The following is a 24,592-nucleotide window of genomic DNA, read 5'->3' on the forward strand; positions in this document are numbered from 1 at the left end:
GTGACCACTCTCGTATTTGAAATGGCGGATATTAATAAACTGATCGAAGAAATTCGCACCGCAAAAACGTTTTCGGTCACCGCAGATCAGATCTATGACCCGGCATGCTATCCGGGGGGAGCCCTCCTTAACGCTGAGGGACAGACTGAAGAAGAGGCGCGTAAAGCTGGTAGGGTTTTCTTTCCCTCATCCTCAAAAATTGCCAGCACACATCTGGTGCCAAAAGTGCTTCTCGCGCACAGTCATGGTGTATACCTGATCACTAATGCTGAGCTTGAGGGCTCTCCCGCATCCCGCGATACTGTGGCTTACGCCCAGGGGATGAATCCAAAACTGGATGAGGACTGGGATTACGCTTGTGATGCCGCTTTGGGTGGGTCTGATTGTAGCTATACCATTCCCGTTGAGTGGCTGGAGTTAGCGGTAGAGCAGGGTTTTCAGGAGTTTCGACTTCGAATGAGTGAAACCAAGATCAAACTTGTCACTAAATAGTATGTCCTTGCTGTTGCCAGTCAAACATTGTCCGCCAGTCGAGCTGCTGGCGGATTGTTTTATATAAGGAGGGGAAGGTATGTCAGGTTTAAGCAGTTCCGCCCAGAAGCTTACAATGGCACAGATTTACGTGTTACGACGGATGGCATCCGGCACGGTCTATGATATCTCTGGCAATTTCAGACGGGCCAGAGAACGGCGTACGTTTATGGGGAATCCTGATGATGTGACGTGCAGGAGCTCTCCGGTCCTGTTCCGGCTCGGCCTCGTGGAGTTATGCCAGCCAGCAAGCCATCTGGAGCCAGGTTTATACTATCGGCTCAAGTTGAGCTCCTCAGGGCATGAGGCTCTCAAGGCGAACGCACACCTCTAACATTTGAGATAGTTCGTTCGCAGCCAGGAAAGTAACTTTCACCTCAAGTGTGACCCTTACTACCTCATTTATGAGTAAACCCCCCCTCTGATATGTCGAAAATGCTCATTTATACGAAAATAGTTTCTCTTCAGGTGTGATGTAATTACTGAGAATTCTCCCTGAATGGAAGGCAACCGATGAAAATGTTTTTTACCCCTTATGTTCGTATCGTTTTCTATTTTTGCGCATTGATTTTTATTGTTTACAGTTTCAGTGATTTTTTCCAGGGCGTCCCTGACAGCACCTTCTTCAGTGCGGTCATCATGCTACTTGTTATCGGAACCATTGTTGCCCGGCATCTGGATCGCAAAAAATCTCTCAAAAATACTTCACAGATTTAAGTTTCAACTCAGGCCACTCTCGGGTGGCTTTTATAATTTAATAAGGACCGGTTCATGCATAACCACGAAATTCAGACCATTGCTATATTTAGTGCCCAGTATAAAAACATCGAAGATGCTGAAAATGCAGGTGCTTTATATTCTGTAGATATTGAATATCCGATGACACTAAATGATTTATCGCGGCTTTGCGACTCTATTGCCGAAGCAGTAGGTGTGCCTGGCGGCGTCAAATACCAGTTCGTGTCCCAGCCGGAAGCGCATGAAACCAGCTTCTGATAACCAGTAACCAAACTGCCTAAAAGCAGGTGCAAAGCCATGAAACAAACAAAGTCTTCTATGTCACGTATTGTGCAGCTGTACGACGGGAGCCGATACGGAAACTGCGAGCAGGCTGATAACGAAGGAGAGCTTTTTACGGTGGTGTTGAATAAGCCTTCGCAGATCGATGACATCCGTAAAATCGTAGACACAACCGCCGAAGTACTTGGCAAAGCTTTGCCAGTACTCCTCTTATAAAGCTTACATCCGTGAAGGATAATTACGGTCTTACTACTTTCAGTTTTTCATTCCAGTGCCGTCCATTTTAATTTATCGATTTTAAGCGGTCGGCGCTATTTCATCGTTTCTTTTCCGACTGTAATTCCTTATATATAGGAATATTTCAAAGAATTTTTCTCAGGTTATTTGTGGCGGGATGCCAGTTGTTATAATGATTCCACATAATCTGGAGAGTTAATCATGATCACATCTCTAATGAATTTCCGCGATTTAACCGGAGAGGCAGTCATCCAGGCGCGGCAATGCGTTATTAATGCGGAGATCGAAGCGGCCCGGGAAAAGGTAATTCATGCTCGTTCGTTATTCGAAGCGGGTATACATAATGTTGTAAACGGTAGTTCTGGCATTAAGGCTGCGGCAGCACATTTTCTGGTGATAAAACGTTTACAGACTGACACTCGGTATCTGGATGCGGTTATCACTGATAACCTTTGCATGTTTTCTCCTGAGGGTTATCTGTATCTGTTTATGCAACAGCGTTATATGCGATAAAACAATGTGTTAGGGAAGTATCTTGCCATTAAAAATATTAAAAAGGTGACTTGATGAAACCATTTGGACTTGCCGGAAAACCCCGGCCCGAACCTTGCGGCTGCTGCTGGTATACCCGTGAGGACTGCCCTTACGTCAGCGCAAAATAGATCTATCGCCGCAGGCAGCGCAAGGCAGAACGCCAGCGTCAGCGCAGCACCATTGTGATGGCCGTTTCTGAATTTCGCTGACTTCTTCTGGAAATATCATTTTTTCTCCAGAAGAATTTTAAAATAAAGGGAAATCTCTTCACGGGTATCTGATGTTTATTGTTTATGGTAAATTGCGCCACATTAATTTTTGTGGCGCAGTTCGTGTTGGCTTAAGGATATAATATGAAAATCAGCCAGCTGGAATCCGGGATGCAGGTTTGGTCTGTAACCCGTACCAAAATGGGAAATACCACCATTACAACGGTCATTGTCCACCCCGTTGTCATTATAGAAATTCATGATAATCATGTGATTGCTCGCTGGAACGGCAATGCACCACGTCGTTTTGGAGAAACGGCTATCAGGGGCTGGAAGAAGGAGAAGCCCCTGCTTGTCCGTGAACCTTTCGGAAATGCTCGCCTGGCCACCCGGGCTGAAAAAGCCGCTATGCAGGAAAAAGAGTAATACCCCTTTTAGCATCCACAATTTCAACGTCCATCTGCCTTTAACCTTGCCTGTTAATAACGGAATCCTTTCTGACTGGCCGGATCCCACGCATAACCTGAACTGTTGGCTAACCGTCTTACAGCCAAATTCCCTCCTTTATCTGGCAGGAGTGCGTCCGTGAGCTCTGTATGATCTACGTGTTTGTTCAGTAGAGCACATAACAGGAGTGGGGTATGACTGAATTAAATAAAAGCCCGTCCGGTTTTTCCGGAGCTGATGTCAGTAAAGAACAGGCTGCCATAAGGGCACTTGTAGAAAGAGTAGTGACCAACTATCGCAGCCGGACAGCACCTGATCGGGTTCAAAAGGCTTCGGTAGCGTTTAATGGGGGATTAATCCTGACCCTGATGCTGGCCTTGTCGCTATTGGGCTACCTTGTGGCGGAATTGTTCAGGGGGTATGTTGCGGATAGTTCACCCTATGTGCCTGGTCTAAGTTATTCGCAATTTTCGATGCTGATGATCGTTGAGCTGTGTCTATGCTTTCTCGCATGGTTTTTGGTTGTCACAGGGGACTATCCCCGGCCGTGGATATTTCAGGTAGTCCCGATGGAGCAGTACTGGTTCTTTGACGAAGTGGATGACGACGATCTTGCCCGGCTTTCCTGTAACCCTTACATCAAGCGCTGGCTACTTGATGAAATGTCCGGTATTCATCGACTGACCTACACGAGGCTGCATGATCGACTGGAGCGCATCTGTAATATTCCATCCCATCTCGAATACAGCCGTATTCAGGCACATAAGCTTTCCCTAATCAACGGAACCAGTGCCTCCTGATCCTACCATTGCATCCGGAAATTAAACGGGCAGGAACTGCACTGTATGTTCCGACCAAGCAGCTGCCCGTTACCCTTTTCTTTAGTGTAAAAAGACTGTCTCCGACAACCGGAAGTGACTCATGTCAAATAAATTATAAATCAATGATTTATGCAGGCAGGGTGTTTGGCTGATCAGGGCAGAGTGATATAATGACGCTGGTGCTGGAGGCTTTTGCCCCAGCCAGCGGTAACACTGTTTGACTGTGGTAAAAGCAGAAAGCCCCGAGTAATTTTTCAATTAACCTGTACTGCACCCATTTTGTTGGACGATGAAATGGAATAGCCCCTGATATGTCAAAGCCAAAATACCCTTTTGAAAAGCGCCTTGAAGTCGTGAATCACTACTTCACTACTGATGATGGTTACAGGATCATCTCGGCACGTTTTGGTGTCCCCCGAACCCAGGTCAGGACATGGGTTGCCCTCTATGAAAAACATGGAGAAAAAGGTTTAATTCCCAAACCTAAAGGTGTTAGTGCTGATCCTGAGTTGCGTATTAAGGTCGTGAAAGCGGTGATCGAGCAGCACATGTCCCTTAATCAGGCTGCTGCTCACTTTATGCTTGCTGGTAGTGGTTCTGTAGCCAGGTGGCTGAAGGTTTATGAAGAGCGCGGAGAAGCTGGTTTACGCGCGCTCAAGATTGGCACCAAAAGAAACATTGCAATATCAGTTGATCCAGAAAAAGCGGCATCAGCATTGGAGCTGTCAAAAGACCGACGCATTGAGGATCTTGAAAGGCAAGTTCGATTTCTTGAAACGCGGCTTGTGTATCTAAAAAAGCTGAAAGCCTTAGCTCATCCCACGAAAAAGTGAAAGTACTCAACGAGCTAAGGCAGTTTTATCCTCTTGATGAGCTTCTCAGGGCTGCGGAGATACCGCGCAGTACGTTTTATTACCATCTAAAGGCTCTCAGCAAGCCTGACAAGTATGCGGACGTTAAAAAGCGTATTGGTGAGATTTATCATGAGAATAGAGGCCGATACGGATACCGTAGGGTAACGCTGTCTCTTCATCGAGAAGGGAAACAGATTAACCATAAAGCTGTTCAGCGCCTGATGGGAATCCTCTCACTGAAGGCAGCGATTAAGGTCAAGCGATACCGCTCTTACAGAGGAGAGGTAGGGCAAACCGCCCCCAATGTTCTCCAAAGAGATTTCAAGGCTACGCGGCCAAACGAGAAGTGGGTTACCGATGTTACTGAATTTGCAGTCAATGGGCGCAAGCTGTATTTGTCTCCAGTAATAGATCTCTTCAACAACGAAGTTATTTCTTACAGCCTTTCGGAAAGACCAGTGATGAACATGGTCGAGAATATGCTCGATCAGGCATTCAAAAAGCTTAATCCTCACGAGCATCCTGTTCTGCACTCTGACCAGGGATGGCAGTATCGTATGAGAAGATATCAAAATATCCTTAAAGAACATGGTATTAAACAAAGCATGTCCAGAAAAGGCAATTGTCTGGATAATGCTGTGGTGGAGTGTTTCTTTGGAACCTTAAAGTCGGAGTGTTTTTATCTTGATGAGTTCAGTAATATAAGCGAGCTGAAGGATGCTGTTACGGAATATATTGAATACTACAACAGCAGAAGAATTAGCCTGAAATTAAAAGGTCTGACTCCAATTGAATATCGGAATCAGACCTATATGCCTCGTGTTTAACTGTCCAACTTTCTGGGGTCAGTACAACCCGAGGCCCCTGTATGCTAGTCACACACAGCGTAGCCTCTTGCCTGCTTAAATGCAAGGAGAAGAAGGCCATGAAAATGCCGAACCAACCCATTGTTTTGTGCATATTAATAGTTTGTTTAACGCTGTTGATATTCACCTGGCTCACACGAAACTCGCTTTGCGAGTTGCGGATGAAAGACGGAACAAGGGAGGTATTTGCTATCCTGGCCTACGAATCCGGTAAGTAGCTGACAAAGAGGGGGGCAACCCCCCTCTTTTCAGGGTGTGGATTAGTATGCCATCGGCACCTTTTGAAAGGGTTCCTCTAAAGCGGAGGAACCCTTTTTTCTTTTAGTGAAAAGATTGTGGTTAGTAACGTTATGCAGGGTAAGCGTTCATATCAGCGGGCCACCAGCCATCTTTCATTCCCATCATGAAATTGCGGTTCATTGTGCCCACAAACACTCAGCTGGGCACCGTTCCGCTTCATGCAGGTCCGGTGCATCTTCATTTTCAGACGCTAAGCTGATCGGGGTGCATCGTGGAGCAGTGATGCCAGAGGGAGAAATTGCAACCGTGAAATCAAAACTTATCATTCGGCTACCGGGCAGTGGTACTCACCTGGCAGAGCATGTATTTATATCCGGGCCTGGCTGATGCAGCCCTTCATACCTTCTGCTTCTCAAGGACACGGCGGAGTTTTTTTACCTGGGACGCAGTGGAAAGTGTGCCGGTTCTGGGATGGCATGCGCTTGCCTTTTCATCAGGTTTAAGCTCATAGGCTAATGCCAGATCGTTCAGAGCCGCCTCAGCTTTCAGCAGGGCCTCAATGGCCGTGTTCAGGTATACAGTTCGGCTCTCATGGTTCATCAGTATTGTCCTCACAAGGGTAAAATGACAGGCGATACCTGCCGTTTACCCTTTGTCTCCGTTAAGAATGGCATTACGGCAGGCTTCCCAGATAACCTGGGCATTAGCATCACACTCCACGAACCCGCCGCACTGATCGTATATCACCTGGTATACCTCTGGGGGAATCTTCCCAGGCGCAACCGGAGTTGAGCGTTTGCCTTTATGAATCTCATCTGCGGTATCACAGACAGCGTCGAGATGCCGCGACATCCACTCAGATAATTTCAGACCCTCTCGATTTGCCTGTTTTACATAGCGAACCTTTCTGGAAACCGTAGATCGCATCTGAATCTGTGTCACAGCTGGCACATCTTCTTTCATGGCATTCTGTAATGCAGCTTTGGGCTTTTTCATGTTCATGGTTGCTTTAAATTATTCTGGAGTTCGTCTGTTATAAATGCTGCCGTGATCTGTCAGCGTCGCTTAAATAGTTTATCGCCTTCCGCCAGTTCGCCGTTGAGCTGTTCAATCACACTCCAGATGAGCCGATCATCCGGCGTTGAGCCTGCACACTCTTTCACGACCGCCACGGGTCTAAATTCTTCAGGGTCTGCCTGCCCGGAGGTGAAGAGCCTGCTCTCAACCCAGTGGGCCCCCTCTGTGCAGCAGTGGCAACTGGTTTCAGGTGGTTCATCCAGACCGTCCACTCCACAGGCTGAGCAGGTGAACAGTTTGCGAGACCCACCAGCCAGTGGCGTATCGCAAGCTGCTGGAAGTGCGCCAGCATTGCGCCAGTAAAGCACATGATTTGAATCGTAGCAGTGTCCATGAAGCAGAAGCGAAACGCCGCAACTGCGAGTTTCAATGGCTTTGCCTGTGCCAAGGTATTGCCCGATTTCGTCCCATACGTCCACTAAGGTGTCAGGCAGCGGACGCGTAACAGGGAACTTAGCGCAGTCGTCCGGGGTGCCTTTAATGCAGCAGAGGGCCGAATACGCAAGCTCCTGCATTTCGTAGGAGTACTGACCACATACCACGCGTTCCAGTTTGTCGATTAGTTGTTCTTTATTCATCATACTTAGCCTTATTAAACAAATTCATTACACCACTGGCACCATCTGGGCAGGAGCAGACTGCGGCCCGGTAGTAGAGCCGCAGGGGGTGTCGCTGGACTAACAGGCGCTCAGTGAGTCCCGCACTTCCTCATGACTGGTCATATTCAGAAGAAGCTTTCCAGGGCAGCGTGGTTCCGCCTGTGAACGGGTGACGTCTTCATTGAGTGCCTGGATATGAGCAGATTCAACGGTCCTACGCTGTACGACATGGTTGCTAAGGTTGAATTCGCACTGGAGCCTTCTGGCATCAGAATCCGCGTTCATTGCAATGCGTTCATCAAAGCGGCGGTTCATTCGCAGAGCCTCTTCGTGAGCTGCATCAACAAGGGTGCGTCTGGTGACATAGTCGTTACCAGCAAAAAACGATAGCTGAGCGTGTTCCGAAGAGTAGTCGGAGCTTCCCTTACAACGGGCAATCGCGGCTTCAGAGTGCAGGATTAATGAACTCAACCGTGAACAGACGTCATTGATGGTGCCTGTTTTCAGACAGTCGTGGATAAGTGTCCAGGCGGAAATGCTCAGCGGGCGGCTGGTGGTCACATAGGGATTGTAATGATCAACCGTTACGATTGTACGCAGTGAATGAAGCGATTCGGACTGCGTACGTAAGTCACGGCGAACAGTAGATGCCACCGAGGCAACATCTTTACATTCTTTGTCGGACATCGAGTCCAGTACGCGGATCTCCACCTCTGCCGCCTTTGAGGCGATATGCGCACTAATCTCCCCCTTAAGACGTTTGTAGTCAGCCTTGAAGCTTCCCACGCTGTCAATATCGATCCAGTAACCACAGCTGTAACCAGCATTACCAAACTCGTCATCTTTCTCATAGTTCGGACAGCCGTCATTGCTCCAGCCAGCTTTTTCCAGCAGCTCGTCAATAGCGACCAGCTCAGCCATTGGTGCATGTTCGATAATGAAATAATGGACACGGCCCCAGGCATATGCGCGTGAACGGCCATCAACAGAAGTATCAGAAGTCGTCTGACGGGAAAGTTTCATGAGGTACTCCAGTTCTGCCCGGTACCGCCGGGGCGGTGGTGCGAAAGCCGCACCATGAATGACACTATGATCCTCCTGACTTCTATTGTCAATACAATTGAAGCGGCGTTTTATTTATTCATTATTTGGACCCGGCTCGTACGGAACGACCGTCGGGACTTGCCGATCTTTCTACGGTGAGCAGGGGAAGGGAACATCCCAACGCTTGTTTCCAGATGTGCAGCCTGGGAGGGCGCAGAATGCCTGACAGAATCATCGTGCAGCGGTGGCGAAAGACCCGACAAACGGGAAAAGCATCCTTTTATTCCAAATCCAACCTCAGCTTTTAATTACGCCAGTACGTTTCCTAAACATGCCAAATCGGTCTCTTATACGCCCGGATGGGCCCGATGAAAACGATAAAATGAGAAAAAGAACCCGACACATCGCTGCTCTCTGGGAAAGCCGGTCAGCAGATGGAGCGCCAGAAACTAAATCCGCTGGTTTTAATAATGATTGAGGAGAACAAGATGAAAGATAACAAGACACGTCCTGTAGACTCGTATGCTCATGCTGATTTCATGGAGTCCGTCTTCAGCAACCTCAGGGCTTTCTGTGATGCGGAATGCCAGCGGCTAACTGCCGGTTATCCCCCAACTGTCAAACCAGAACAGCAAAGCACTGACGGCCAGCTGTCGGCGGCATAAAGCATTACCTGCCAGTTCGTTCAAATTTCTGCTTCCTTAAGCCCGGGCCAAAAGCCCGGCTCAATCCAAAAACTGAACGTACCAGTTTACCTCTATATCTCCTGAATCCCCTGCGACTTACAAGAGACCCGCACCGGTTTAGCCATTCCTGTCCTGCCACTCTCCCATCACTGGCCCAGACAACCGGAAAAGTAACTTTTCTCTCTGAGTCACCTTCTGAACCAGTTATTTTGCTTAAACGTAAAAACGGCCCACTGTTGTGAAGATTTAAAACGGACGGATCGAGTAGTATTGCCTCAGGAAAATTTTTAAAAAAAGTTACTTTTTCTTCTCCGCAACCTATTAGGAAAAATGTCGAACCTGGTATTGTTGTGTTGTAGCGCAGTTAAACAACCAACCAAAAAAGAGAACAAAAATGTCCGCAATCGAAACTGAAGTAAAAAACAACAGCAACGAAATCAGCCTTCGTGGTTACCTGGAACGCACTGGTAACGGTGCCCGTAAAGGCAACGGCCTTATCATTGACCCTTCGGTTGTTGTAGAGCAGGAAGGCTTTAACACCCGCACGGCCGGTATGGGCGAGCTCTACTATTCAATGCCTCACGTTGTGGAACACCTGAACAGCCTGGCCGATGCCTACATGGAAGACCCGTTCAGCGTGACGCCTATCGTTGTTCAGATGGTTAATGGCGTACCTGTACTGCGTCAGGGGGCTTGCCGTATCCGTTCCATCGCTATTGCAAACCGCCAGCTGGAAGCAGAAGGGCGTGAACGCATTACTCGTATTCGCTGCGAAGAGTTTCGCGGTAGCGCTTCAAAAGCAGAACTCTTCACCCTGACCGGCAACTCCAACCTGGCGCTGTCTGTCGTAGCTGAAGCGCTTTCAATTAAGCGTCTGGTTGAAGATAAAGAAGAGCCTAAGACCTTTGCGGAACTGGCAAAAAAACGTGGTAAATCAGAGCAGCATCTTCGCCAGATGGTTCGCGTACTGGACCTGCCTTCTGAACTACAGACCATGCTTGTGAGCGATCAGGTGAGCATGTACGTTGCACTGGACGAGTATATGTACAGCGGTGAGGATGCGGTAGATAACATCAACAAAGCGATCTCCATCTATGGCAAGGCGACGAAAAACACGCTGAAATTCGTCAAAGCTGCCAAGGTAGAAGAGCGCATGGCAGATCCGCAGACTCCGGAAAACATCGGTGCTGAGCAACCGGCAGATGATACTACCGATAACACCCCGGTACCGGATCAACTGAACGATGAAAGCAATACGGAGACGCTGGATACGCCACCGGTACAGGAACCGGCTCCAGCTCCAAAGGACAGCGCTCCTAAACAGAACCCGGCAGGTAAAGCACCTTCCATGTCCAGCGTTCTGAACAAAAAGACTGTGACCGTCATTGCAGACACCGCGATCCCGATTTTTGAACGTATTGCTGAAGAAGCCAAGCTTAAAGAAGGTGAATCTGTCAGTACTGATACTTACACGCTTGTTCTGACCAATGATGAAATGAACGATATCATCAACGCTCATGCTGACCTGAAAGAGTACCTGCGTAAGCATGCTGATAAGATGAACAAGGGACAGTCATGATTTTCTGACCGACCCCTCCATCCGGACGGGTCGGTAACTTTTTCAGGACAAGGGGAAACAGGGCAATGAAGAAGGCTGTTATCAACGTAGACAAAACTAACCCACTGCCAGTCCTGACGGATTCGGTGACCCGGGTAAGTATTCAGTGCACGGCAAAAGATGAAAACGGGGCAGGGATCGAAGTGAATATACTCGACCTGATTCAGGATCATGATACGGCTGAAGTGAAAGTGCAGTTTGGGAGCTCGCCTGTTCAGGCTCTGGCGATGCTCCGCCGGGTTATGACAGCACTGGAAAAGCAGGCAAACGCAGAACTGAATACAAACCACTATTCGCGTATGCAGTGATCTACTCTGGCAATTTCATCCATGCTGCCTCTGATCTGTCAATCGCGGGCGAAACCTCAGGATGAATAACGCTGATGTTAGCAGCTGGTGGAACAAACAGACTTAAATGGAAAATTGCAGTGAGTAAAACAATGCGTAACGTTGTTGCGGGTTACATTCAGCCGCTAAGCGGTTCCCGGACACTATGCTAAGCGTGGTCAGACGAAAGCTCAGCAGTATCGTCGACATGCAGGAGACCGTCAGACAGTCCTCACAAATGCTTGAGTCTGATGCAGCCATATTCCTGAAACGCGCCATAGTTGCGAGGATGCTTCAAAAAATAAAATATCAGGATAGTGAAGTTTTAAAAGACTGCCTTGGCGATTTTTTTATTTATGAACAACGTGAAAAATTGCGCCGACTTGGCGTGATTACTAACTGGGGGATTAATAAAACAGCAGACGGGAAGAATAATAAGTTGTGATAACTCAGTAAATATTAATTTAAAAAGCGTCTTCAGAAATAGAAAAAATGCAAATTATATTGCTACGGGTTATTAGCCGCTGAGGCTGTTTACATATAATACTTCTAAACAGGAGGTATTATGAAAAAACAACTGGCGTACGCTTCAAACTGTTCTGACAGTCTTTATTCGTATATTTATCGCACTCTGCAAAAACGGGCTGGTGATGAGAATGAAAGCCTTTATCAGCAGGCCATTTCCCGCTGCCGTACAGCTAAACAAAAAAAGAAACTGGCCGGGTATTATGCCGGTCCATGGCAGCTGCTTTTCAACGCGTGGTGTAACAATCGCGTCCCTAACACAGCGGTGCTGGCTCTTCTACTCCAGCAGTGCTTATCTCATTTCCAGTGCGAAGAAGTGATCGCAGCCTGGCAGTAACCCTATCAAGCCCCTTCGTATAGCGGAGGGGCAGGAGATATCTCATGTACAGAAACGACAGAAACGTGGATTCCTTCAACCTGGTTAATGCTCTTCAGCCGGTCTTTCGTAACACCGGCTGTGGGATATTTGAATACGATCGTAAAAAGCAGAATGAAACCGCTGATTCAATCTTACGAGCGTTGGCGTTAAATGCCGATTTCGCGAGGGCCTTAAAACAGTACGTCCGGATTAATTCTGTACGACGGGTTGTTCAGTTCGATGACGGCTCGGTTCGCTATGGTATTCATGCCGAATTTGAAGGGCATGATAAAATTAATTCCTTCCGTATTTTTAAAGATGAAGATACAGACGCATTTGACTCCTATTTTTATTTGGTTTGCGATAATAAAGCTGAGCTGGTGGATTTTAAAATGAACTCTCTCGATATTCAATTACAGGCTGTTTTTGAAAAAGTGACAGGTATTTATCTGTCACATTAAATATTCAAATTTTCAATCCTCGGGCTGATAGACAAAAAACGCACTTTAGAATAAAGATGAGATGAATATGAAAAACGTAAATATTTTGACTACCGATATCGCGGCCATTAATGCTCTTTCTGGCGTAGAACTGACGGACTTTCTCACTGCCGGGTATCAGGTAAACTGGTCAGGAGAAAGGGAGGTTTCGCTGGTGGGCTTTCCGTGTTTAGCAAGCAACAAGCAGCCGGTAGAAGTTGGTCCCGGTATTTTCATTAATCGCGTGTACAGCAAAGACAGCCAGTCTCTGTGCGGGAAATTGCGCTATGACCTGTCTAATGGTCTGGCATCCGGCGCATTTTCATTTTTCTCCCATTCAGGCTGGTATGGGGGATTCCGTGTCGTATCCTTCCGTGACAACGGGCCAGCTGCGTTGATCAACATTGGCATTGTCCATGAAAATGTTTTGAATGCGTTTTGTGCTGACTTCCCCCGGGCCAATGTGAGCGTAAACCGTTTTCATTGTGGCATGACGCTTGAGCAGATCCGCATGTTCATTTCAGACACCGCTTACGATATGCCGCTTTATAACAACGAGTCTGACTTTCGCAGGCTCGCCAGTTAGCATGGAGACTGGCTTCAGTGCTTACGCCTAAAAACCAATGAGCGAAGTGGCGGAACCGGTTGGCTTCGCCCAGTTGGCGTGAGCGATTAGTTCTATACGGGAAGAAGTCATAGTATTCTGAAATGATAGTTATCTCATACGAACGATAGTAATGGAGTTTCTTAATGGGCGTTGATATCTGCTGGCGATTTCAAAGGGAAGAAAAGCCTGGTAAATGGATTAATTTATCAAGCAATTATAAAGGGGACCGATCATATCTCCACTTTGCCTGGCTCGGATTTGATGTAGATCGTGAAAGGGCGAGCACATCAGCAGTTTTTATCCACGCATTACGCGGATTACCTGATGATATACCGTCCGAAGATGATGATTTATTCGGTGAACATTCATACTCATGGCTGACTTCGGAAGAAATTTTGTCAGCCATACCACCCGATAACGCCGGAGAGGTGATCCAGGAATTTGTCGAAGAAGTAAAGCGTCTCCACGTGGAGAACGGCAGCGTCCGTTTCGTCTTTGGATTTGAAGGGTAACCCGTAAGAAAGTAGCTATCTTACCCGGCTAGGTCTCCAATCTCTCAGATGCTCAAAGAGGGCCGGGCATGGTGCCCACACATCCCCTACCATTCCGATTTGATATTCGTCTAATACACCCTTTAAAGAAAACAAGCAGACGGCAATGAGACGTCGGATTAGCGTCAGCAAATATGAGACGTCAGTAGTCGATGTTTGTCCTGCGGAACGTGAATCTGTTTACAGGGGGTAAAGCCGTACCATCCATGAGGGCTCAGAGAGCCGGGGTCTCCTCCAGATCACTGGAAGTTATTGACTCTGGCAGGCCTATCCCTATGACTTTTTCCCGGATGGCAAATTAAGATCGAACAGGGCCAAATTAGTACTCTTTTCTAAACGGAAATACTGAATCACCCTGATATAACTGGTCTCTCACAAGACAGGAGATCATCAATGGAACGTGTAATATTTTCAGTAATCTTTTTTATGATGCTGGGCGTACCTTTTTACCTTCTTTATAAAATTGCCCGGGACATTTTTGGGACCGCCGGTGCTGGTGAGCCTGCACAATTGCCTCAGGGCAAGCAAAGACGCTCAGGAGGCGCTGGTTCGGGTTCGATCTGGCAAGGACACCATCTACAGGGGAGCAGCCATTTGAACCCCCTCGGAGGTGATTGTAATGGTGAAAATAGCATAGCTGGTGGTTGTGATGGTGGCGGTGGAGGAGGAGGAGGAGGAGGTGGTGGTGGTGACTGATAGCCTGCAATTTTAACTATCAGGATGAAACCCATGTCCAGCAACCGGAAAAAGAATTCATATCAACCGAAAAGCCCTGCCTTAAAGTGAAGCGTATTAAACGTGAAGGATGCTGAATTAGAGGGTATCGGTTTTATACTGAAGCGTAACTGGAAGAAGGATCTGAAATTAACTATTACGGAAAAGTAACTTTCTGACTCACCACGTACGCCCCTCGGTTATGCCATACAGTTTGATACGAAAACAGATCAGTAAGTAGATTGCTATACGCCGGAGAGAAGTCTATTTTTCATACACCGAACCTGTTTGGCCTGCAATGGAAGCAGGTATAATAATCACATACAAAGGAGGGCATTATGAATAAATTTTTATACGTGCTTTTGGCCTGGATTGTTGTGCTTTTTATCGCCAACAAACTGCTCGCAAGACGTAAGCCCAAGACGGTTAAAATCCTGGTACAGCGCAACGGGAAAGCCGCAGAGGTTGATGCTGTAGTGGTTCAGGGTTCAAAGAGAGCTAACAACAGTTCTGTTGCGGACAGCGACGCGGTAGATAGTTATTTTGAAATGAATCCTTACTCCCGCGAAAACCAGTCGAATGGTTGGGCTATGCTGGCCAGAGACGATGACCAGCTTAAATAATCAGTTGAGTGTGATGTGTAAAGCAGCTTAAAACTCTAAATGGACGAACAGGGGAGGTGACAAAGATGACAACCAATACAACAACGACCACCTACCGCTCAGAAGAAATCGTGCCGTTCAGACGGCCCAAAGGGGATCTGGATAGTCGGTATATGCCTCAGGTGTATGCAATGGTGCGGAACTGGGCAAGTAACCCTGCTCAATATGGTGAGGGTGTACTGGCCTCCTACCGCCAACCGGCAGTAAACCTTGCCTACCAGGTAAAAGGAACTCGTGTTGTTTTAATTCTGGTACCAGTAGAGTGCGAGCCACCTGGAGTGATAATGACGGAAACAGTCCTGTGGCCGTCACTATCACTTGTAGAAGTCTTGCAGACCTTGCAGGAGGCCTGGCAAAATATTCCGGCGTTAAACCCCTGACGACTTCTGTCAATATCACCGGCTAGTGATTTACCTCTCTGCTGGTGGTCAGCCCGCCTAAGTTCAAATTATCTCTTTCTAAATTAGCCCGGATAAAAATCGGTCCCTCTAAAATAGCCTGCCCTGAGTAGGCTACGTCATACAAAGCGTTGGCCAGTCACCAGCTGGCTGGTGGCCATAATGCTCCACAGGATAAACCGTATCAGAACTACGCAAAGAAAAAGCCCCAACAATTTACCGATGGGGCCTTTTGCAGACATTTTACAGCCTTACCAATGATAGAGCGCTAAGGCTTCTGCTTAGTGAACAGACTTGCCCACAGATAATGGATAAAGTTGAGCAGAATGTATGTTACTCGTTGCTCGAATTTCATCGGGGCTTTGTACTTTGTCGTTATGTTGTGAATATGAGTAAGGTCCGTATAGAGCCCTGGCGACTTCCTTGTTGACTTCAACACCGAACAGATGTGCTGAACAGACTCCGGTGTGAACAACCGTAGCCCTCGTCGTTGTTTGACTTTATGGATAAAATCGTCCATCCCCATACATAACCATTCCGGCTTGATGCCATCAAACTTACAACGTCCGTTTATGATGACGACATTGATACATTCCAGTTCTCTAGCCTTAAGAGCAGACTGAATAGCCCTGATGTGCCCCTGGTTTTGCTTAAACGGGTTCTGCAACTTGAGGGTTCGGGACTGAGTCCATTTCCGCCAGTGGCTTTCCTCCAGAGTACCGTAGAGCTTGCCTACGTAGTTTTTCTGCTCTATGACGTATATACCATGTGGGGCTACGAGAATGTGATCAACCTGAGTAGTGCTATGAGCCGACAACTGAAAGGTGAGATCACTAAGTAGCCCCTGAGCTTCTTCAGGAAGCCCAGATTCAATTGCCTTTGCAGTCCGCCGTTCCGCTATGGCAGAGGTCATAAAACCCAACAGACACAGCAACACGACGAAAATAAGGATAATGAAAGCTACCCCCGTAATGCTCCACAGCAGATTGAAAGCATCCATGTTACCTCACAGAGGGGTAGCTGGTGGCATTAACAGATTCTACCAAGCGGGTAGTGGTACCGGTAAGGCTCTCAATATTTGAAGACAGGCTCATCAGCATGCCGAGTGCAGAACGGAGATTACGATGAGGCTCATTGTAGTTTTTGAACGTGTCAGTGGAGTACATTTTTGAAAGACGTGTACGGATCTCTACTGACGTAAGATCTCCATCCACCAGGCCGTACTTAACTGCCTGAGGTGTTGGCCATACACGGCCTGAATAGAGAGAAACAGCATCGGCATCATGACGCGAGAGAAGCTTTTTACCCCGTCCAAGTTCAACATCAGTTATAAATTTTTCATGCATCGTGTTCAGGATCTCCTTCTGCATGAACTCCCTCGTTGAATCGGACAATGGGTGGAAGGGGTCAAGAGCATCTTTGAACTCACCGGCCGTAAGGGGCTCATTCTTGACGCCTACTGTGCTCATGATCTCTGACAGATTCCAGTGGTCCATACGCACACCGATAGAACCGATCAGGGCATTACTGTCGGCATAAATTGCATCAGCGGGCGATACCGCGTAATAGCATGCGGATGCGCATATGCCTTTCACACTAACGATGATTGGTTTATATGAGTCTGCGATATCAGAGAAAAAACGACCGGTACCGCTGGAGAGTACTTCGAGGGAGTTTTGCTTCGACCGTGCTTCATCGCCACGTTCTGTGCTCCCGGTTTTGTTACTCTTGTCAGCGGCTACAGATGAAAGAGAGCAACCGGCATCTGATACGCGTTCAATCTGTGGCTGGTGGTTTTTAAGCGCGTTTATCTGGCGGTAAATAATGATGGCGTCAGAGGGACCACCACCACCTGACTCTGCCTCGATAATAACTGCTTTGGCATGGGGATTATTGTAAGCTTTGGCAAGAGCTGTTGCGATCACTGTTCCATCGCCCGTTTCCGAGCCGGTACCCATCTCGCCAGAAATCCGTATTACAGCTATATGGTCTTTCTTCCCTTCAGCGTCCTGCCATTGTTCGTAAAGATTGTAGAAAGAAAACCCTACAGCGGTCATGGCAATTAGCGACATAGCAACTTTTGCCGTGGTATGAATGCGAAACATCTTATAAAAACGGTCAGCGTTATCATTGAGCGATTCTTTGATATTTGTAGGGGACTTCCTTTTTTTACTGCTTAACATCTGACCACCTTTACATGAGTTTTTGAAAGTTAGACCACAAGCGATTCAATGCAATTCCCAGTATCAATAAAGCGACTGGTGGGAAAAGTTGAGCGATATTGTTAAATAGTGACATATTCGGCATGACCAGGTAGACCATCGTTAAAGCACTGATCACCCAAAATGCTCGAAACCAAATACGATAAAACTGAACTGTAACCTTACCAAATACGTACCTCTTCAATTTCCACTGGTACATTCCATCTGCTAGCATGGCAAATAGATAGGGCAGAAAAACGATTAGCCACCCCAGGATTAAGTTCCACCGGAAAATGGACTGATAAAGTAAGAGGGGTATGTTTTTGGCCATAGTGTAATTAATAGAGGTAAATTTTTCAGCAACAATGTTAATACCTCTGGCTGGTTTTTTGGTGTCAGGGATCAGAATAGTATTCAGATAGTCAATTAACTTATAGTCATGTACCAACCAATTTAAAGTCGCTTCACTATTTGCAATAACAGACTTCCAACGGTCATTTGATATGATGGACCGGCTTGCATTAACCTCCTGAGTAATCTGATATTTGAGCTCCTCAGTATTCTGGAAAGCCAGGCTGTAACCAAAATAAATGACCATGCCAAAAAAAAGCATTGTTCTGAGCACTGCTGCTCTGCTTGTATTATCCGCAGCCATTGCTTTCCCTCCATTCACGAAAAAGAGCTAGCCTCTGATCGTGATTGCAATAGTTGTTACGCCACATCGTCGGGATACCCAGGAGCCAGTGGTACTGTTTAGGTATGATTTGGTCGATGAGGCTTAACTCCGCCAGTTCTTTATGCTCTGCGCTTTTCCACTCGATCTGTCCCACATCAGGAACAAATACAGCGGTCCTTGCTTTTGCGGCCTGGCGGGAAAATTCTATAAAGTTGATGCCCCACGGCGTCCAGTATCTGTACTGCTCGTTTAGGCCGATGTTAAACACCGGCAGAGAAAGAGTTGAGTCGGCAAAAGCCGAAATCACATTTTTGCAGACTCTTGGACTATCTATTTTTTCCTGTTCGGTTTTGAGATGAGTCAGCAGTGCACGGTCAATAATGCTGTTAAAGGTGTTTGTATAAAGGCCATTAGGGTCAGGAAGCCGATCTATGGCAGTAATGATTTTAAATTTTAACCGAGAAAGAAAGGGAGAGTCCTCAATAGTAACTATATGACTATGTGTTGTTTCTGGATGAATCTGGGGTTTGATGCGCTGTACTTGTTTAAAAGAGACACTACCTGGCAAATTAATGAATGCGCCCACCGTGCGTGTCAAATCGACGAAATAAGGCAAAAGATAACAACCAAGCATACGGGCATTCTTCTTTACAAGATCACACCGTTCGTCATTGTTATCGAAAGAAATACGGAAACTAACGAATTTACGTTCAGGACCTTCGCTGGTGGTCAGCGATTGAATCCATTCATGGCATGAACCTTGTGGTACCGACCAGTAGCTGGTTTCACGGTCCCCAAAGGGATCAGTCGTGATCAACTCTCCCTTTAAAAGGAAAAGCTCAGACAGGGTATTTGCCATGGAGAATAGGGAATCGATATCGTTGCTCTGACAAAATTTTCCCAAATGATGAAACGCGTTTTTTTCTATCTTAGTTAGCCGATCTCGAACTTCCTGAGAATCTGCGTACTTTAAACCCAAAGACTGAAAGCGCCTTTTTACGAGCGAGCGACATTTGCTGACTTTTAGTGCAGAGCTTAAAATTTGCTGGCGCGTCAGGACAATTTTTTCATCCATCAATGCAACTTCCTTAGAAATTTATTAAGATTTTTGATATCGAGATTTTGACGCAAAGTAACTTTTCCGGCCTTCTTGAAAAGCATTTCCGACAGAGTTGTGTTTGGCTTCATTTGTTTCTCAGCAACAGCAATAGGGATTTGGCCTACAACCTTCCTGCCATCTTGAAGCCTGGCAACTATGTGAAACATAGGGACCTGACCCAAGAGATCCTTTGGAATACTCTCTTCTAAAGTTGTCTGCTTTCTTTCTGAGATTGAACCTGAGAAGTTATTATGCGGCAAAGATGTTTCTGAACCGGTCGTATAAGTGACCATATTTGTGCTTATCGCACTCTTACCAAAGTTCTCTACAACAAGCGTCTGAGTAGGAGTATCGTTGACTCGCAAGCTTATATAATTGTTGCAGAGCCCCGTAATTCGATTGGCAGTTTCAACACTTGCCGCAGCAATAAAGTCGGAGATGGTTTGGGTGCAAATAAACAGTGCAATTTTCGCTGCACGACCCTGCGCCAGAAGGTTAATCATAGGGTTGTTAATGGCTGAGTGTGCCTCATCAACAAAAATACTTATCCTGGAATTAGCTGACATATCACCATCCTGAGCGTTGTAGCGACTACCGGCACAGGAGGTCAGATCTGACATTATTAATTGAGAAATAGCAGCTGCTGTATCGGGGTTTGAAAGGCCATCAAGCGAAATGTATAGCACCCCGCCAGTGCTGAACATCCCTTCGCTTGTTACAATTTCTCTTGATGATACTGAGTTCGGGTTAGGAGATAAAAGCTCATTTAAAGGTTTTTCAATGAGCATATCGAAAACAGGCATAATACCTGCGGTCATTTTAGCCATATGCTCTGGGTCGGACATTGAGTAATCAATAAGCTGGGAAACAGTATCTAACCAGTCTATTTGTTCGGACCCCTCGTAATTCATGAAATGAGCCGTAAACCATTCAGCGAGACGCTTGAAACGTACCGGCAAGGTTTCGTTAGCGACGTACTTAACTTTTTCGGTCCAGACATCGTAACCATAATATCTCGCGTAACATGACTCCATTACCTTGACTGTAAGATTCACAATAGACATGTGGCTTTTCATGTTCTTGTGAATCAGATAAATAGAAGGCTTTTTCTCTATGTAAGAAAGCCCGGAAATCACATTGGAAACGAGAGCCTTGGCATACTGAACGAATGGGTTAACCTCACCGGGAACTGTCACCAAGCTCAAAAGACGAGATGTTAGGTCAGAAACATTAGTATAGGTGTTGCAGACATCAATACAGACCGAAGATGCTGGCTGGCCAGGATGAAATTTATAGAAAGGAAGACCGAGGGTCTTAGCCTCTTCCATTAGAGATTCTCGCCACTCTGCATCGTTCTTTGGATCTATGACAACAACAACATGACCAAGATGAAGCATGCTAATGCTTAGTAAACGCTGTAGCACCGTTTTCCCGGTACCCACGTTTCCGGTTATCAGAGTATGACCAAACCAATTGTCTTCAGTTACAAATATGGGTTCCCTACGTTCCACAGCAAAAATTGCATTGCTGCCGCCCATCTTACGAGCCATTGCGTCAAAATGTCTCTTAATTGGGTTGAAGACGAATGGCAACTCGATCTCACGTTTATCACTGGAGAGGTTAGCTATTTGATATGCCCGATCCGCATGTTCCGGGCCCCACTCAAACCCATCACAAAAATAGGACTTTCGCTCGGGTATATCCTTATTTTTATTTTGATAATCCTGAACCAGTTGACGATACTTTCGCTCATTGGAGAAAAAGTTACTTTTGTTAATTACACGCAGTGAATCAAGACTAACGAACATGAAATGTCGCTTGAATACACGCCAATGAGCCATCAAGAATGGCGCTGCTGTTTTGCAACGATAAAGGCACAGCAAAAAAAGCAATATTGAGGTGAACAGAACTATTGGGGCGATGTCCAGTCCGTCTGAAGAAAGTCCCATATAAAGCATAGAAACCGAACAAATCAAAAGTATTGAGGCACTACGATACTCAAGAATAGGCCGATAAAAATTCTCTTGTGCATGGAGGTTAGTCCTCTTCGAATCTGACATTATAGGTTCCCAGCCTCTTTCAGGTTATTGATAATTCGTTCAATGTCCACTTTCGCCCGGTCTGATGCGGCCAGCAAAGTAGGCATGTTAAATGCATGGCATTTTGTATTGATCACAGCACCAGAATTAACGAGGTACTGAGGAAGCTTATTGAAAAGATCTTGAGCCTCTAACTGCGACCCAAATTTTTCCACGCAAGATTGGGTCAGATAGAGAGTATTAGGAGTACTTACCATAAATCTGTTTTTGCGCTTTCTTTTAAACGCCACCTCCATTTTGGACAGAATTTGATGCAGTACTGACGCAATTTCTACAAATTCAAGCTCTGTAACGTCACCTTCGCTTATAAGCGAGAATTCACCATTTTGGTCTGATTCAGTAGTTGCAAAGACTTTACTGTTCAGATTGTGACCAGAAACAGGTGATGCTGGTTTTTGTACTTCTGCTTTGTCCGATGATTTATTCCGGTTGCGCTTGGGATTTTGTTTTTCTACCGGTGCTGTTGGGGCGAACAGTCTGGCCAGTGCTGGCGAAAGATGATGCCCCTTAGCGTCTGTGGGCGCATGCTCTCCATTTGATTCTTCAAGTACAGGAGGTAAGGCGGGCTCTTCACTTGCCATCACACTGGTTGCGGCTGCTTCGGTCTGGGAATACACAACTTCAGCTGGTGGTGGGCAGTTACCCTCAGTATCTGGTTCTGAGTTTTCTTGTCCTACAGAAACATCCATAGAGCGTTCAATCGTACCCTGGGGATCAGCGTTCTGTTCTCGGTTAAGTTCTGGTAATTCTGACGGCTCGGGGAGAAGCTTTTCATTATGGACCGAAGAGCTTGTTGCACAACTACCGACTTCTGGCCGAGAAACACTAAGCTGTGTGAAATCGGTATAATCAATGATCTCATGCTCTTCATCTTCTTCCTCAAAAAGATGTTGATAATGTTCATATTCCACAGCCTCAGTTTTCAGCGGACCAGTCGCGGATGCACTATCGGTTCCATGATATTCCACGTCGCCAGAATGTTCTTCGACTGCATTTACACGTGGGGGAGGCAGCTCAAGCGTTTGCTTTGGACGTGGGGCAGAGTTTTCAACAGAAGACTCATCATTAATCACTAATGCCTGATACATAGAAGTATTGAAAAGTGACTTTAAAGTTGTTGGCCTTCTTGGCTCATGATAGGTGAGCTGGAACCCGGCGCAGTTATCGCCGAGCTGGACTAAACGCAGATCGTCAATGTCCCTTACTATCCACATTCCATCGAGAGAGCCTTCTCTGAATGTCAGTTGGAAATAGGGCTCTTCACTAAATGCTTTTTCATCTAATCCCGGCAGCAATGCCATAGTGGCATCTATGTTGAGGTAGGGGACAGCATCTACACACACTATATAGTCATTGGAAAGTGGAGCGCTTAAAAGGAGTTCATGAAGTTGGTTGACCAGGACATGGGATTCCGTGTCCTTTGCCGATTCATCTTCACTTTCTTCTATATCAGGAATGACAGGATCAGCTGCTTCCTCACCCTCAGATTTAACTATCTGCGTGTCATTATCAATTTCATTATCACTTTCGGCTTTCTTCTCAAAATCGTCGGATGAGCCTTCATTTTTCTTAGAATGTATATCAACATCAATAGAGGCAGTGGAGCGGCCTAAATCATTAACCTTAAGAACAGCCGTCTCAACAGTATCAGTAATTTTAGTTATAGCGTCCCGACCGGGCACTGGTCTTCTGTATTCAGTAACTGTTTTTTGCTCGTCAATGTAAATAAAGTCTTTATTGGCATTAACGCTAAAAAGACCCGGCACTGAGTCAGGGATTTTATAGGAATCAAAGATTAAACCAATCCACCTTAGCTTAAGAAGGTTATAGAATTCTAGTTTCCCTATCCCATTTCTAAAGATGTTTGATATTTCGTTTTCCGAATAGATACCCGGAATGAAGTAGTGAACGACACGCTCATCATCATAGGGCTCGACGTAACCACGTTGAACTAGGGATTCTACCAATACCGTCTTACCAGCCTCTCCCTGAGGGAAGTTATATTTATGTAATTCGAAATCATTGAGAACAAAATCAAGGAATGCGTTCTCGTTAAGGTATACCTCACCATTTACGATAATGATGTGCATAGGCTTAGCATTGTAATTGTTGATATTGATACTGGTAAAGTTGTGCTTGATGGTACTAATGGCCCTTGCTGCTGCATCATTAGAACGCAGACCCATGATAGGGTCACGTAAAACATTAAGGTCTGTACCAGTAGAATAGAAATCAGCGGTCCTCACGCATTTAGACAAAAAGTCATTCCCATCAGTATAAACGTTTAGGGCGGTGATCATTTTTGAATAAACACGTTCTTTATTTACCCGATCCAAAAATGCAAGACATACCGGGTTTAGGATTCGCTCAAGGAAAACGCTGGACCAGATATTATGTTGATTATGAATACGCTTTCGCCAGTGGATTTCGTATTCAACCACGTCATTTTCACGTGCCCAGTCAAGAAGACTTTGTGAGCTTGGCGTCCAAATGATCGGACTAGCTAAATTCAGGCTTACAATATCGAGATCGTAAACCTTTCCGGCATCATGGACTAAACCACAGATAAACGCAGCATAGAGATATACTTTTCTACGGACTACTTCTTCATCTTGATATCCGATTGGTCTCAGTTCTGAGTGATGCGCATTTTTTAAAGAGAGTATGGCCACTTCCAGGCTGTGAGAAAGTAACCCACCAATACCATTATGATGATGATTTTCGGAAGCTGGCAAAAGATGTATCCAGCGAACATATTCAACCAAGGGCTTTAATACTAAATTAGTAAATGTATATGCATCGTCCCTGATGTCGCTATCGCTGATAGCTAACATCATTGAAATTGAGTGCAGCTTTTCCCGATACAGAGACAGGATTGACTGTTCATTAAATGTCTGTATGCCCGTCGGACGAGTTGGATACTCGATGAATTTCAGGACTTCTGGATTTGGATGATCAGGAACAGTGTACTTCTGATCTCCTAGAATCTGCGCAAAAGGAGAGAGGCTTGATATATCCTCAATCATTACAGAGGTTGCATCATTCTCCTGAGATGAGAATATCCCCAAAATCCGTTTAATACATAAATACAGCGCCCTGAAATTCATCATCATA

General features: G+C 46.1%; 30 protein-coding genes and 1 pseudogene. 21 read left to right on the plus strand and 10 right to left on the minus strand.

The window, feature by feature from the left end:
- The 10 genes and pseudogenes from EOS98_RS23290 to EOS98_RS23335 all read left to right on the plus strand — a co-directional run bounded on the left by EOS98_RS23290 (position 1) and on the right by EOS98_RS23335 (position 5,737).
- The gene (locus EOS98_RS23290; protein WP_001424592.1) at positions 1–492 is read left to right on the plus strand and encodes a DUF3085 domain-containing protein; all 492 of its coding nucleotides are present in this window, start codon (positions 1–3) and stop codon (positions 490–492) included.
- A gap of 552 nt (positions 493–1,044) precedes the next feature.
- The gene (locus EOS98_RS23300; protein ID WP_000781545.1) at positions 1,045–1,248 is read left to right on the plus strand and encodes a hypothetical protein; all 204 of its coding nucleotides are present in this window, start codon (positions 1,045–1,047) and stop codon (positions 1,246–1,248) included.
- 54 nt (positions 1,249–1,302) lie between these two features.
- Positions 1,303–1,527: a hypothetical protein gene (locus EOS98_RS23305; protein ID WP_000551490.1), complete on the plus strand. Its 225-nt coding sequence runs from the start codon at positions 1,303–1,305 to the stop codon at positions 1,525–1,527.
- Between the two features lie 39 nt (positions 1,528–1,566).
- Entirely contained in the window at positions 1,567–1,767 is a 201-nt protein-coding gene (locus tag EOS98_RS23310; RefSeq protein ID WP_000814954.1) for a hypothetical protein, read from the plus strand.
- A gap of 222 nt (positions 1,768–1,989) precedes the next feature.
- Positions 1,990–2,301, plus strand: a complete 312-nt coding sequence (locus EOS98_RS23315; protein ID WP_001424621.1) for a hypothetical protein — start codon at positions 1,990–1,992, stop codon at positions 2,299–2,301.
- A 374-nt stretch (positions 2,302–2,675) separates the two neighbouring features.
- Positions 2,676–2,957: a hypothetical protein gene (locus EOS98_RS23320; RefSeq protein WP_000703843.1), complete on the plus strand. Its 282-nt coding sequence runs from the start codon at positions 2,676–2,678 to the stop codon at positions 2,955–2,957.
- A 215-nt stretch (positions 2,958–3,172) separates the two neighbouring features.
- Positions 3,173–3,778, plus strand: a complete 606-nt coding sequence (locus EOS98_RS23325) for a hypothetical protein (protein WP_000137793.1) — start codon at positions 3,173–3,175, stop codon at positions 3,776–3,778.
- 332 nt (positions 3,779–4,110) lie between these two features.
- Positions 4,111–5,480 (plus strand): IS3-like element IS150 family transposase gene (locus EOS98_RS23330; RefSeq protein WP_087522250.1). Its coding sequence is split into 2 segments (ribosomal slippage): positions 4,111–4,591 and positions 4,591–5,480, totalling 1,371 coding nucleotides; the frame shifts between segments, so codons are not numbered across the junction.
- A 79-nt stretch (positions 5,481–5,559) separates the two neighbouring features.
- A pseudogene (locus tag EOS98_RS24980) lies at positions 5,560–5,670 on the plus strand (DUF5431 family protein); the annotation flags it as partial.
- The gene (locus EOS98_RS23335) at positions 5,618–5,737 is read left to right on the plus strand and encodes a type I toxin-antitoxin system Hok family toxin (RefSeq protein ID WP_223165953.1); all 120 of its coding nucleotides are present in this window, start codon (positions 5,618–5,620) and stop codon (positions 5,735–5,737) included. The pseudogene EOS98_RS24980 and the gene EOS98_RS23335, both read left to right, overlap by 53 nt.
- Before the next feature lie 418 nt (positions 5,738–6,155).
- Here EOS98_RS23335 and EOS98_RS23340 read toward each other — a convergent pair whose 3' ends face one another.
- The 4 genes from EOS98_RS23340 to EOS98_RS23355 form a co-directional block, all read right to left on the minus strand.
- Positions 6,156–6,359, minus strand: coding sequence for a hypothetical protein (locus EOS98_RS23340; RefSeq protein ID WP_001015182.1), 204 nt, complete (start codon positions 6,357–6,359; stop codon positions 6,156–6,158).
- A 45-nt stretch (positions 6,360–6,404) separates the two neighbouring features.
- Positions 6,405–6,755: a hypothetical protein gene (locus tag EOS98_RS23345; protein WP_000743060.1), complete on the minus strand. Its 351-nt coding sequence runs from the start codon at positions 6,753–6,755 to the stop codon at positions 6,405–6,407.
- Positions 6,756–6,814: 59 nt separating this feature from the next.
- Positions 6,815–7,417 (minus strand): hypothetical protein, encoded by a 603-nt coding sequence (locus EOS98_RS23350; RefSeq protein ID WP_001424602.1) that lies wholly within the window; start codon positions 7,415–7,417, stop codon positions 6,815–6,817.
- A 96-nt stretch (positions 7,418–7,513) separates the two neighbouring features.
- On the minus strand, positions 7,514–8,458 hold the full coding sequence (locus EOS98_RS23355; RefSeq protein ID WP_000778030.1) for a DUF5417 domain-containing protein: 945 nt from the start codon (positions 8,456–8,458) through the stop codon (positions 7,514–7,516).
- A 509-nt stretch (positions 8,459–8,967) separates the two neighbouring features.
- Here EOS98_RS23355 and EOS98_RS24655 point away from each other — a divergent pair.
- The 11 genes from EOS98_RS24655 to EOS98_RS23405 all read left to right on the plus strand — a co-directional run bounded on the left by EOS98_RS24655 (position 8,968) and on the right by EOS98_RS23405 (position 15,385).
- Positions 8,968–9,144 carry a hypothetical protein gene (locus EOS98_RS24655; RefSeq protein WP_001371930.1) on the plus strand — a complete coding sequence of 59 codons (177 nt, stop codon included), beginning with the start codon at positions 8,968–8,970 and terminating at the stop codon, positions 9,142–9,144.
- A 415-nt stretch (positions 9,145–9,559) separates the two neighbouring features.
- On the plus strand, positions 9,560–10,744 hold the full coding sequence (locus EOS98_RS23360; protein ID WP_001272970.1) for a hypothetical protein: 1,185 nt from the start codon (positions 9,560–9,562) through the stop codon (positions 10,742–10,744).
- Between the two features lie 65 nt (positions 10,745–10,809).
- Complete coding sequence (locus EOS98_RS23365; protein ID WP_000710431.1) at positions 10,810–11,091, plus strand: hypothetical protein; 282 nt, start codon at positions 10,810–10,812, stop codon at positions 11,089–11,091.
- A gap of 184 nt (positions 11,092–11,275) precedes the next feature.
- Positions 11,276–11,554 carry a hypothetical protein gene (locus tag EOS98_RS23370; RefSeq protein ID WP_000953953.1) on the plus strand — a complete coding sequence of 93 codons (279 nt, stop codon included), beginning with the start codon at positions 11,276–11,278 and terminating at the stop codon, positions 11,552–11,554.
- A gap of 120 nt (positions 11,555–11,674) precedes the next feature.
- A complete protein-coding gene (locus tag EOS98_RS23375) occupies positions 11,675–11,971 on the plus strand; it encodes a hypothetical protein (protein ID WP_000744346.1) in 297 nt (98 codons plus the stop codon).
- A 44-nt stretch (positions 11,972–12,015) separates the two neighbouring features.
- The gene (locus tag EOS98_RS23380; protein ID WP_000286107.1) at positions 12,016–12,453 is read left to right on the plus strand and encodes a hypothetical protein; all 438 of its coding nucleotides are present in this window, start codon (positions 12,016–12,018) and stop codon (positions 12,451–12,453) included.
- 67 nt (positions 12,454–12,520) lie between these two features.
- Positions 12,521–13,057 (plus strand): hypothetical protein, encoded by a 537-nt coding sequence (locus EOS98_RS23385; RefSeq protein WP_000800252.1) that lies wholly within the window; start codon positions 12,521–12,523, stop codon positions 13,055–13,057.
- Between the two features lie 164 nt (positions 13,058–13,221).
- Complete coding sequence (locus EOS98_RS23390; RefSeq protein WP_000537761.1) at positions 13,222–13,590, plus strand: hypothetical protein; 369 nt, start codon at positions 13,222–13,224, stop codon at positions 13,588–13,590.
- A 432-nt stretch (positions 13,591–14,022) separates the two neighbouring features.
- Complete coding sequence (locus tag EOS98_RS23395; RefSeq protein ID WP_000442694.1) at positions 14,023–14,325, plus strand: hypothetical protein; 303 nt, start codon at positions 14,023–14,025, stop codon at positions 14,323–14,325.
- Between the two features lie 356 nt (positions 14,326–14,681).
- Complete coding sequence (locus EOS98_RS23400; protein WP_001032029.1) at positions 14,682–14,966, plus strand: hypothetical protein; 285 nt, start codon at positions 14,682–14,684, stop codon at positions 14,964–14,966.
- A 65-nt stretch (positions 14,967–15,031) separates the two neighbouring features.
- Positions 15,032–15,385: a hypothetical protein gene (locus EOS98_RS23405; protein WP_000210769.1), complete on the plus strand. Its 354-nt coding sequence runs from the start codon at positions 15,032–15,034 to the stop codon at positions 15,383–15,385.
- 286 nt (positions 15,386–15,671) lie between these two features.
- On the opposite strand, the gene EOS98_RS23410 is transcribed toward EOS98_RS23405, so the two are convergent.
- The 6 genes from EOS98_RS23410 to mobH are packed head-to-tail and all read right to left on the minus strand — an operon-like array spanning position 15,672 to position 24,585.
- Positions 15,672–16,403 (minus strand): nuclease-related domain-containing protein, encoded by a 732-nt coding sequence (locus EOS98_RS23410; RefSeq protein ID WP_000338612.1) that lies wholly within the window; start codon positions 16,401–16,403, stop codon positions 15,672–15,674.
- A gap of 1 nt (position 16,404) precedes the next feature.
- Positions 16,405–17,586, minus strand: coding sequence for a S49 family peptidase (locus tag EOS98_RS23415; RefSeq protein ID WP_000952983.1), 1,182 nt, complete (start codon positions 17,584–17,586; stop codon positions 16,405–16,407).
- A 10-nt stretch (positions 17,587–17,596) separates the two neighbouring features.
- Complete coding sequence (locus tag EOS98_RS23420; protein ID WP_000718549.1) at positions 17,597–18,259, minus strand: DUF4400 domain-containing protein; 663 nt, start codon at positions 18,257–18,259, stop codon at positions 17,597–17,599.
- The gene (locus EOS98_RS23425) at positions 18,246–19,355 is read right to left on the minus strand and encodes a hypothetical protein (protein ID WP_000343599.1); all 1,110 of its coding nucleotides are present in this window, start codon (positions 19,353–19,355) and stop codon (positions 18,246–18,248) included. Before EOS98_RS23425 ends, EOS98_RS23420 begins: the two co-directional genes overlap by 14 nt.
- The gene (gene traD, locus EOS98_RS23430; RefSeq protein ID WP_001284076.1) at positions 19,355–21,439 is read right to left on the minus strand and encodes a conjugative transfer system coupling protein TraD; all 2,085 of its coding nucleotides are present in this window, start codon (positions 21,437–21,439) and stop codon (positions 19,355–19,357) included. The genes EOS98_RS23425 and traD overlap by 1 nt, the downstream gene beginning before the upstream one ends.
- Positions 21,439–24,585, minus strand: a complete 3,147-nt coding sequence (gene mobH, locus EOS98_RS23435; RefSeq protein WP_001011151.1) for a MobH family relaxase — start codon at positions 24,583–24,585, stop codon at positions 21,439–21,441. Before mobH ends, traD begins: the two co-directional genes overlap by 1 nt.
- Positions 24,586–24,592: the final 7 nt, after the last annotated feature.

It is taken from the genome of Salmonella sp. SSDFZ69 (assembly GCF_004010755.1).
GTDB lineage: Bacteria > Pseudomonadota > Gammaproteobacteria > Enterobacterales > Enterobacteriaceae > Salmonella > Salmonella enterica.

Coding starts and splice junctions, on each gene's coding strand:
- EOS98_RS23395 (WP_000442694.1), top strand. CDS start 14,023: ATGGAACGTGTAATATTTTCAGTAATCTTTTTTATGATGCTGGGCGTA.
- EOS98_RS23410 (WP_000338612.1), bottom strand. CDS start 16,403: ATGGATGCTTTCAATCTGCTGTGGAGCATTACGGGGGTAGCTTTCATT.
- EOS98_RS23325 (WP_000137793.1), top strand. CDS start 3,173: ATGACTGAATTAAATAAAAGCCCGTCCGGTTTTTCCGGAGCTGATGTC.
- EOS98_RS23345 (WP_000743060.1), bottom strand. CDS start 6,755: ATGAAAAAGCCCAAAGCTGCATTACAGAATGCCATGAAAGAAGATGTG.
- EOS98_RS23400 (WP_001032029.1), top strand. CDS start 14,682: ATGAATAAATTTTTATACGTGCTTTTGGCCTGGATTGTTGTGCTTTTT.
- EOS98_RS23405 (WP_000210769.1), top strand. CDS start 15,032: ATGACAACCAATACAACAACGACCACCTACCGCTCAGAAGAAATCGTG.
- EOS98_RS23340 (WP_001015182.1), bottom strand. CDS start 6,359: ATGAACCATGAGAGCCGAACTGTATACCTGAACACGGCCATTGAGGCC.
- EOS98_RS24655 (WP_001371930.1), top strand. CDS start 8,968: ATGAAAGATAACAAGACACGTCCTGTAGACTCGTATGCTCATGCTGAT.
- EOS98_RS23415 (WP_000952983.1), bottom strand. CDS start 17,586: ATGTTAAGCAGTAAAAAAAGGAAGTCCCCTACAAATATCAAAGAATCG.
- EOS98_RS23385 (WP_000800252.1), top strand. CDS start 12,521: ATGAAAAACGTAAATATTTTGACTACCGATATCGCGGCCATTAATGCT.
- EOS98_RS23350 (WP_001424602.1), bottom strand. CDS start 7,417: ATGATGAATAAAGAACAACTAATCGACAAACTGGAACGCGTGGTATGT.
- EOS98_RS23360 (WP_001272970.1), top strand. CDS start 9,560: ATGTCCGCAATCGAAACTGAAGTAAAAAACAACAGCAACGAAATCAGC.
- mobH (WP_001011151.1), bottom strand. CDS start 24,585: ATGAATTTCAGGGCGCTGTATTTATGTATTAAACGGATTTTGGGGATA.
- EOS98_RS23425 (WP_000343599.1), bottom strand. CDS start 19,355: ATGGATGAAAAAATTGTCCTGACGCGCCAGCAAATTTTAAGCTCTGCA.
- EOS98_RS23300 (WP_000781545.1), top strand. CDS start 1,045: ATGAAAATGTTTTTTACCCCTTATGTTCGTATCGTTTTCTATTTTTGC.
- EOS98_RS23315 (WP_001424621.1), top strand. CDS start 1,990: ATGATCACATCTCTAATGAATTTCCGCGATTTAACCGGAGAGGCAGTC.
- EOS98_RS23380 (WP_000286107.1), top strand. CDS start 12,016: ATGTACAGAAACGACAGAAACGTGGATTCCTTCAACCTGGTTAATGCT.
- EOS98_RS23305 (WP_000551490.1), top strand. CDS start 1,303: ATGCATAACCACGAAATTCAGACCATTGCTATATTTAGTGCCCAGTAT.
- traD (WP_001284076.1), bottom strand. CDS start 21,439: ATGTCAGATTCGAAGAGGACTAACCTCCATGCACAAGAGAATTTTTAT.
- EOS98_RS23390 (WP_000537761.1), top strand. CDS start 13,222: ATGGGCGTTGATATCTGCTGGCGATTTCAAAGGGAAGAAAAGCCTGGT.
- EOS98_RS23375 (WP_000744346.1), top strand. CDS start 11,675: ATGAAAAAACAACTGGCGTACGCTTCAAACTGTTCTGACAGTCTTTAT.
- EOS98_RS23370 (WP_000953953.1), top strand. CDS start 11,276: ATGCTAAGCGTGGTCAGACGAAAGCTCAGCAGTATCGTCGACATGCAG.
- EOS98_RS23420 (WP_000718549.1), bottom strand. CDS start 18,259: ATGGCTGCGGATAATACAAGCAGAGCAGCAGTGCTCAGAACAATGCTT.
- EOS98_RS23310 (WP_000814954.1), top strand. CDS start 1,567: ATGAAACAAACAAAGTCTTCTATGTCACGTATTGTGCAGCTGTACGAC.
- EOS98_RS23365 (WP_000710431.1), top strand. CDS start 10,810: ATGAAGAAGGCTGTTATCAACGTAGACAAAACTAACCCACTGCCAGTC.
- EOS98_RS23355 (WP_000778030.1), bottom strand. CDS start 8,458: ATGAAACTTTCCCGTCAGACGACTTCTGATACTTCTGTTGATGGCCGT.
- EOS98_RS23320 (WP_000703843.1), top strand. CDS start 2,676: ATGAAAATCAGCCAGCTGGAATCCGGGATGCAGGTTTGGTCTGTAACC.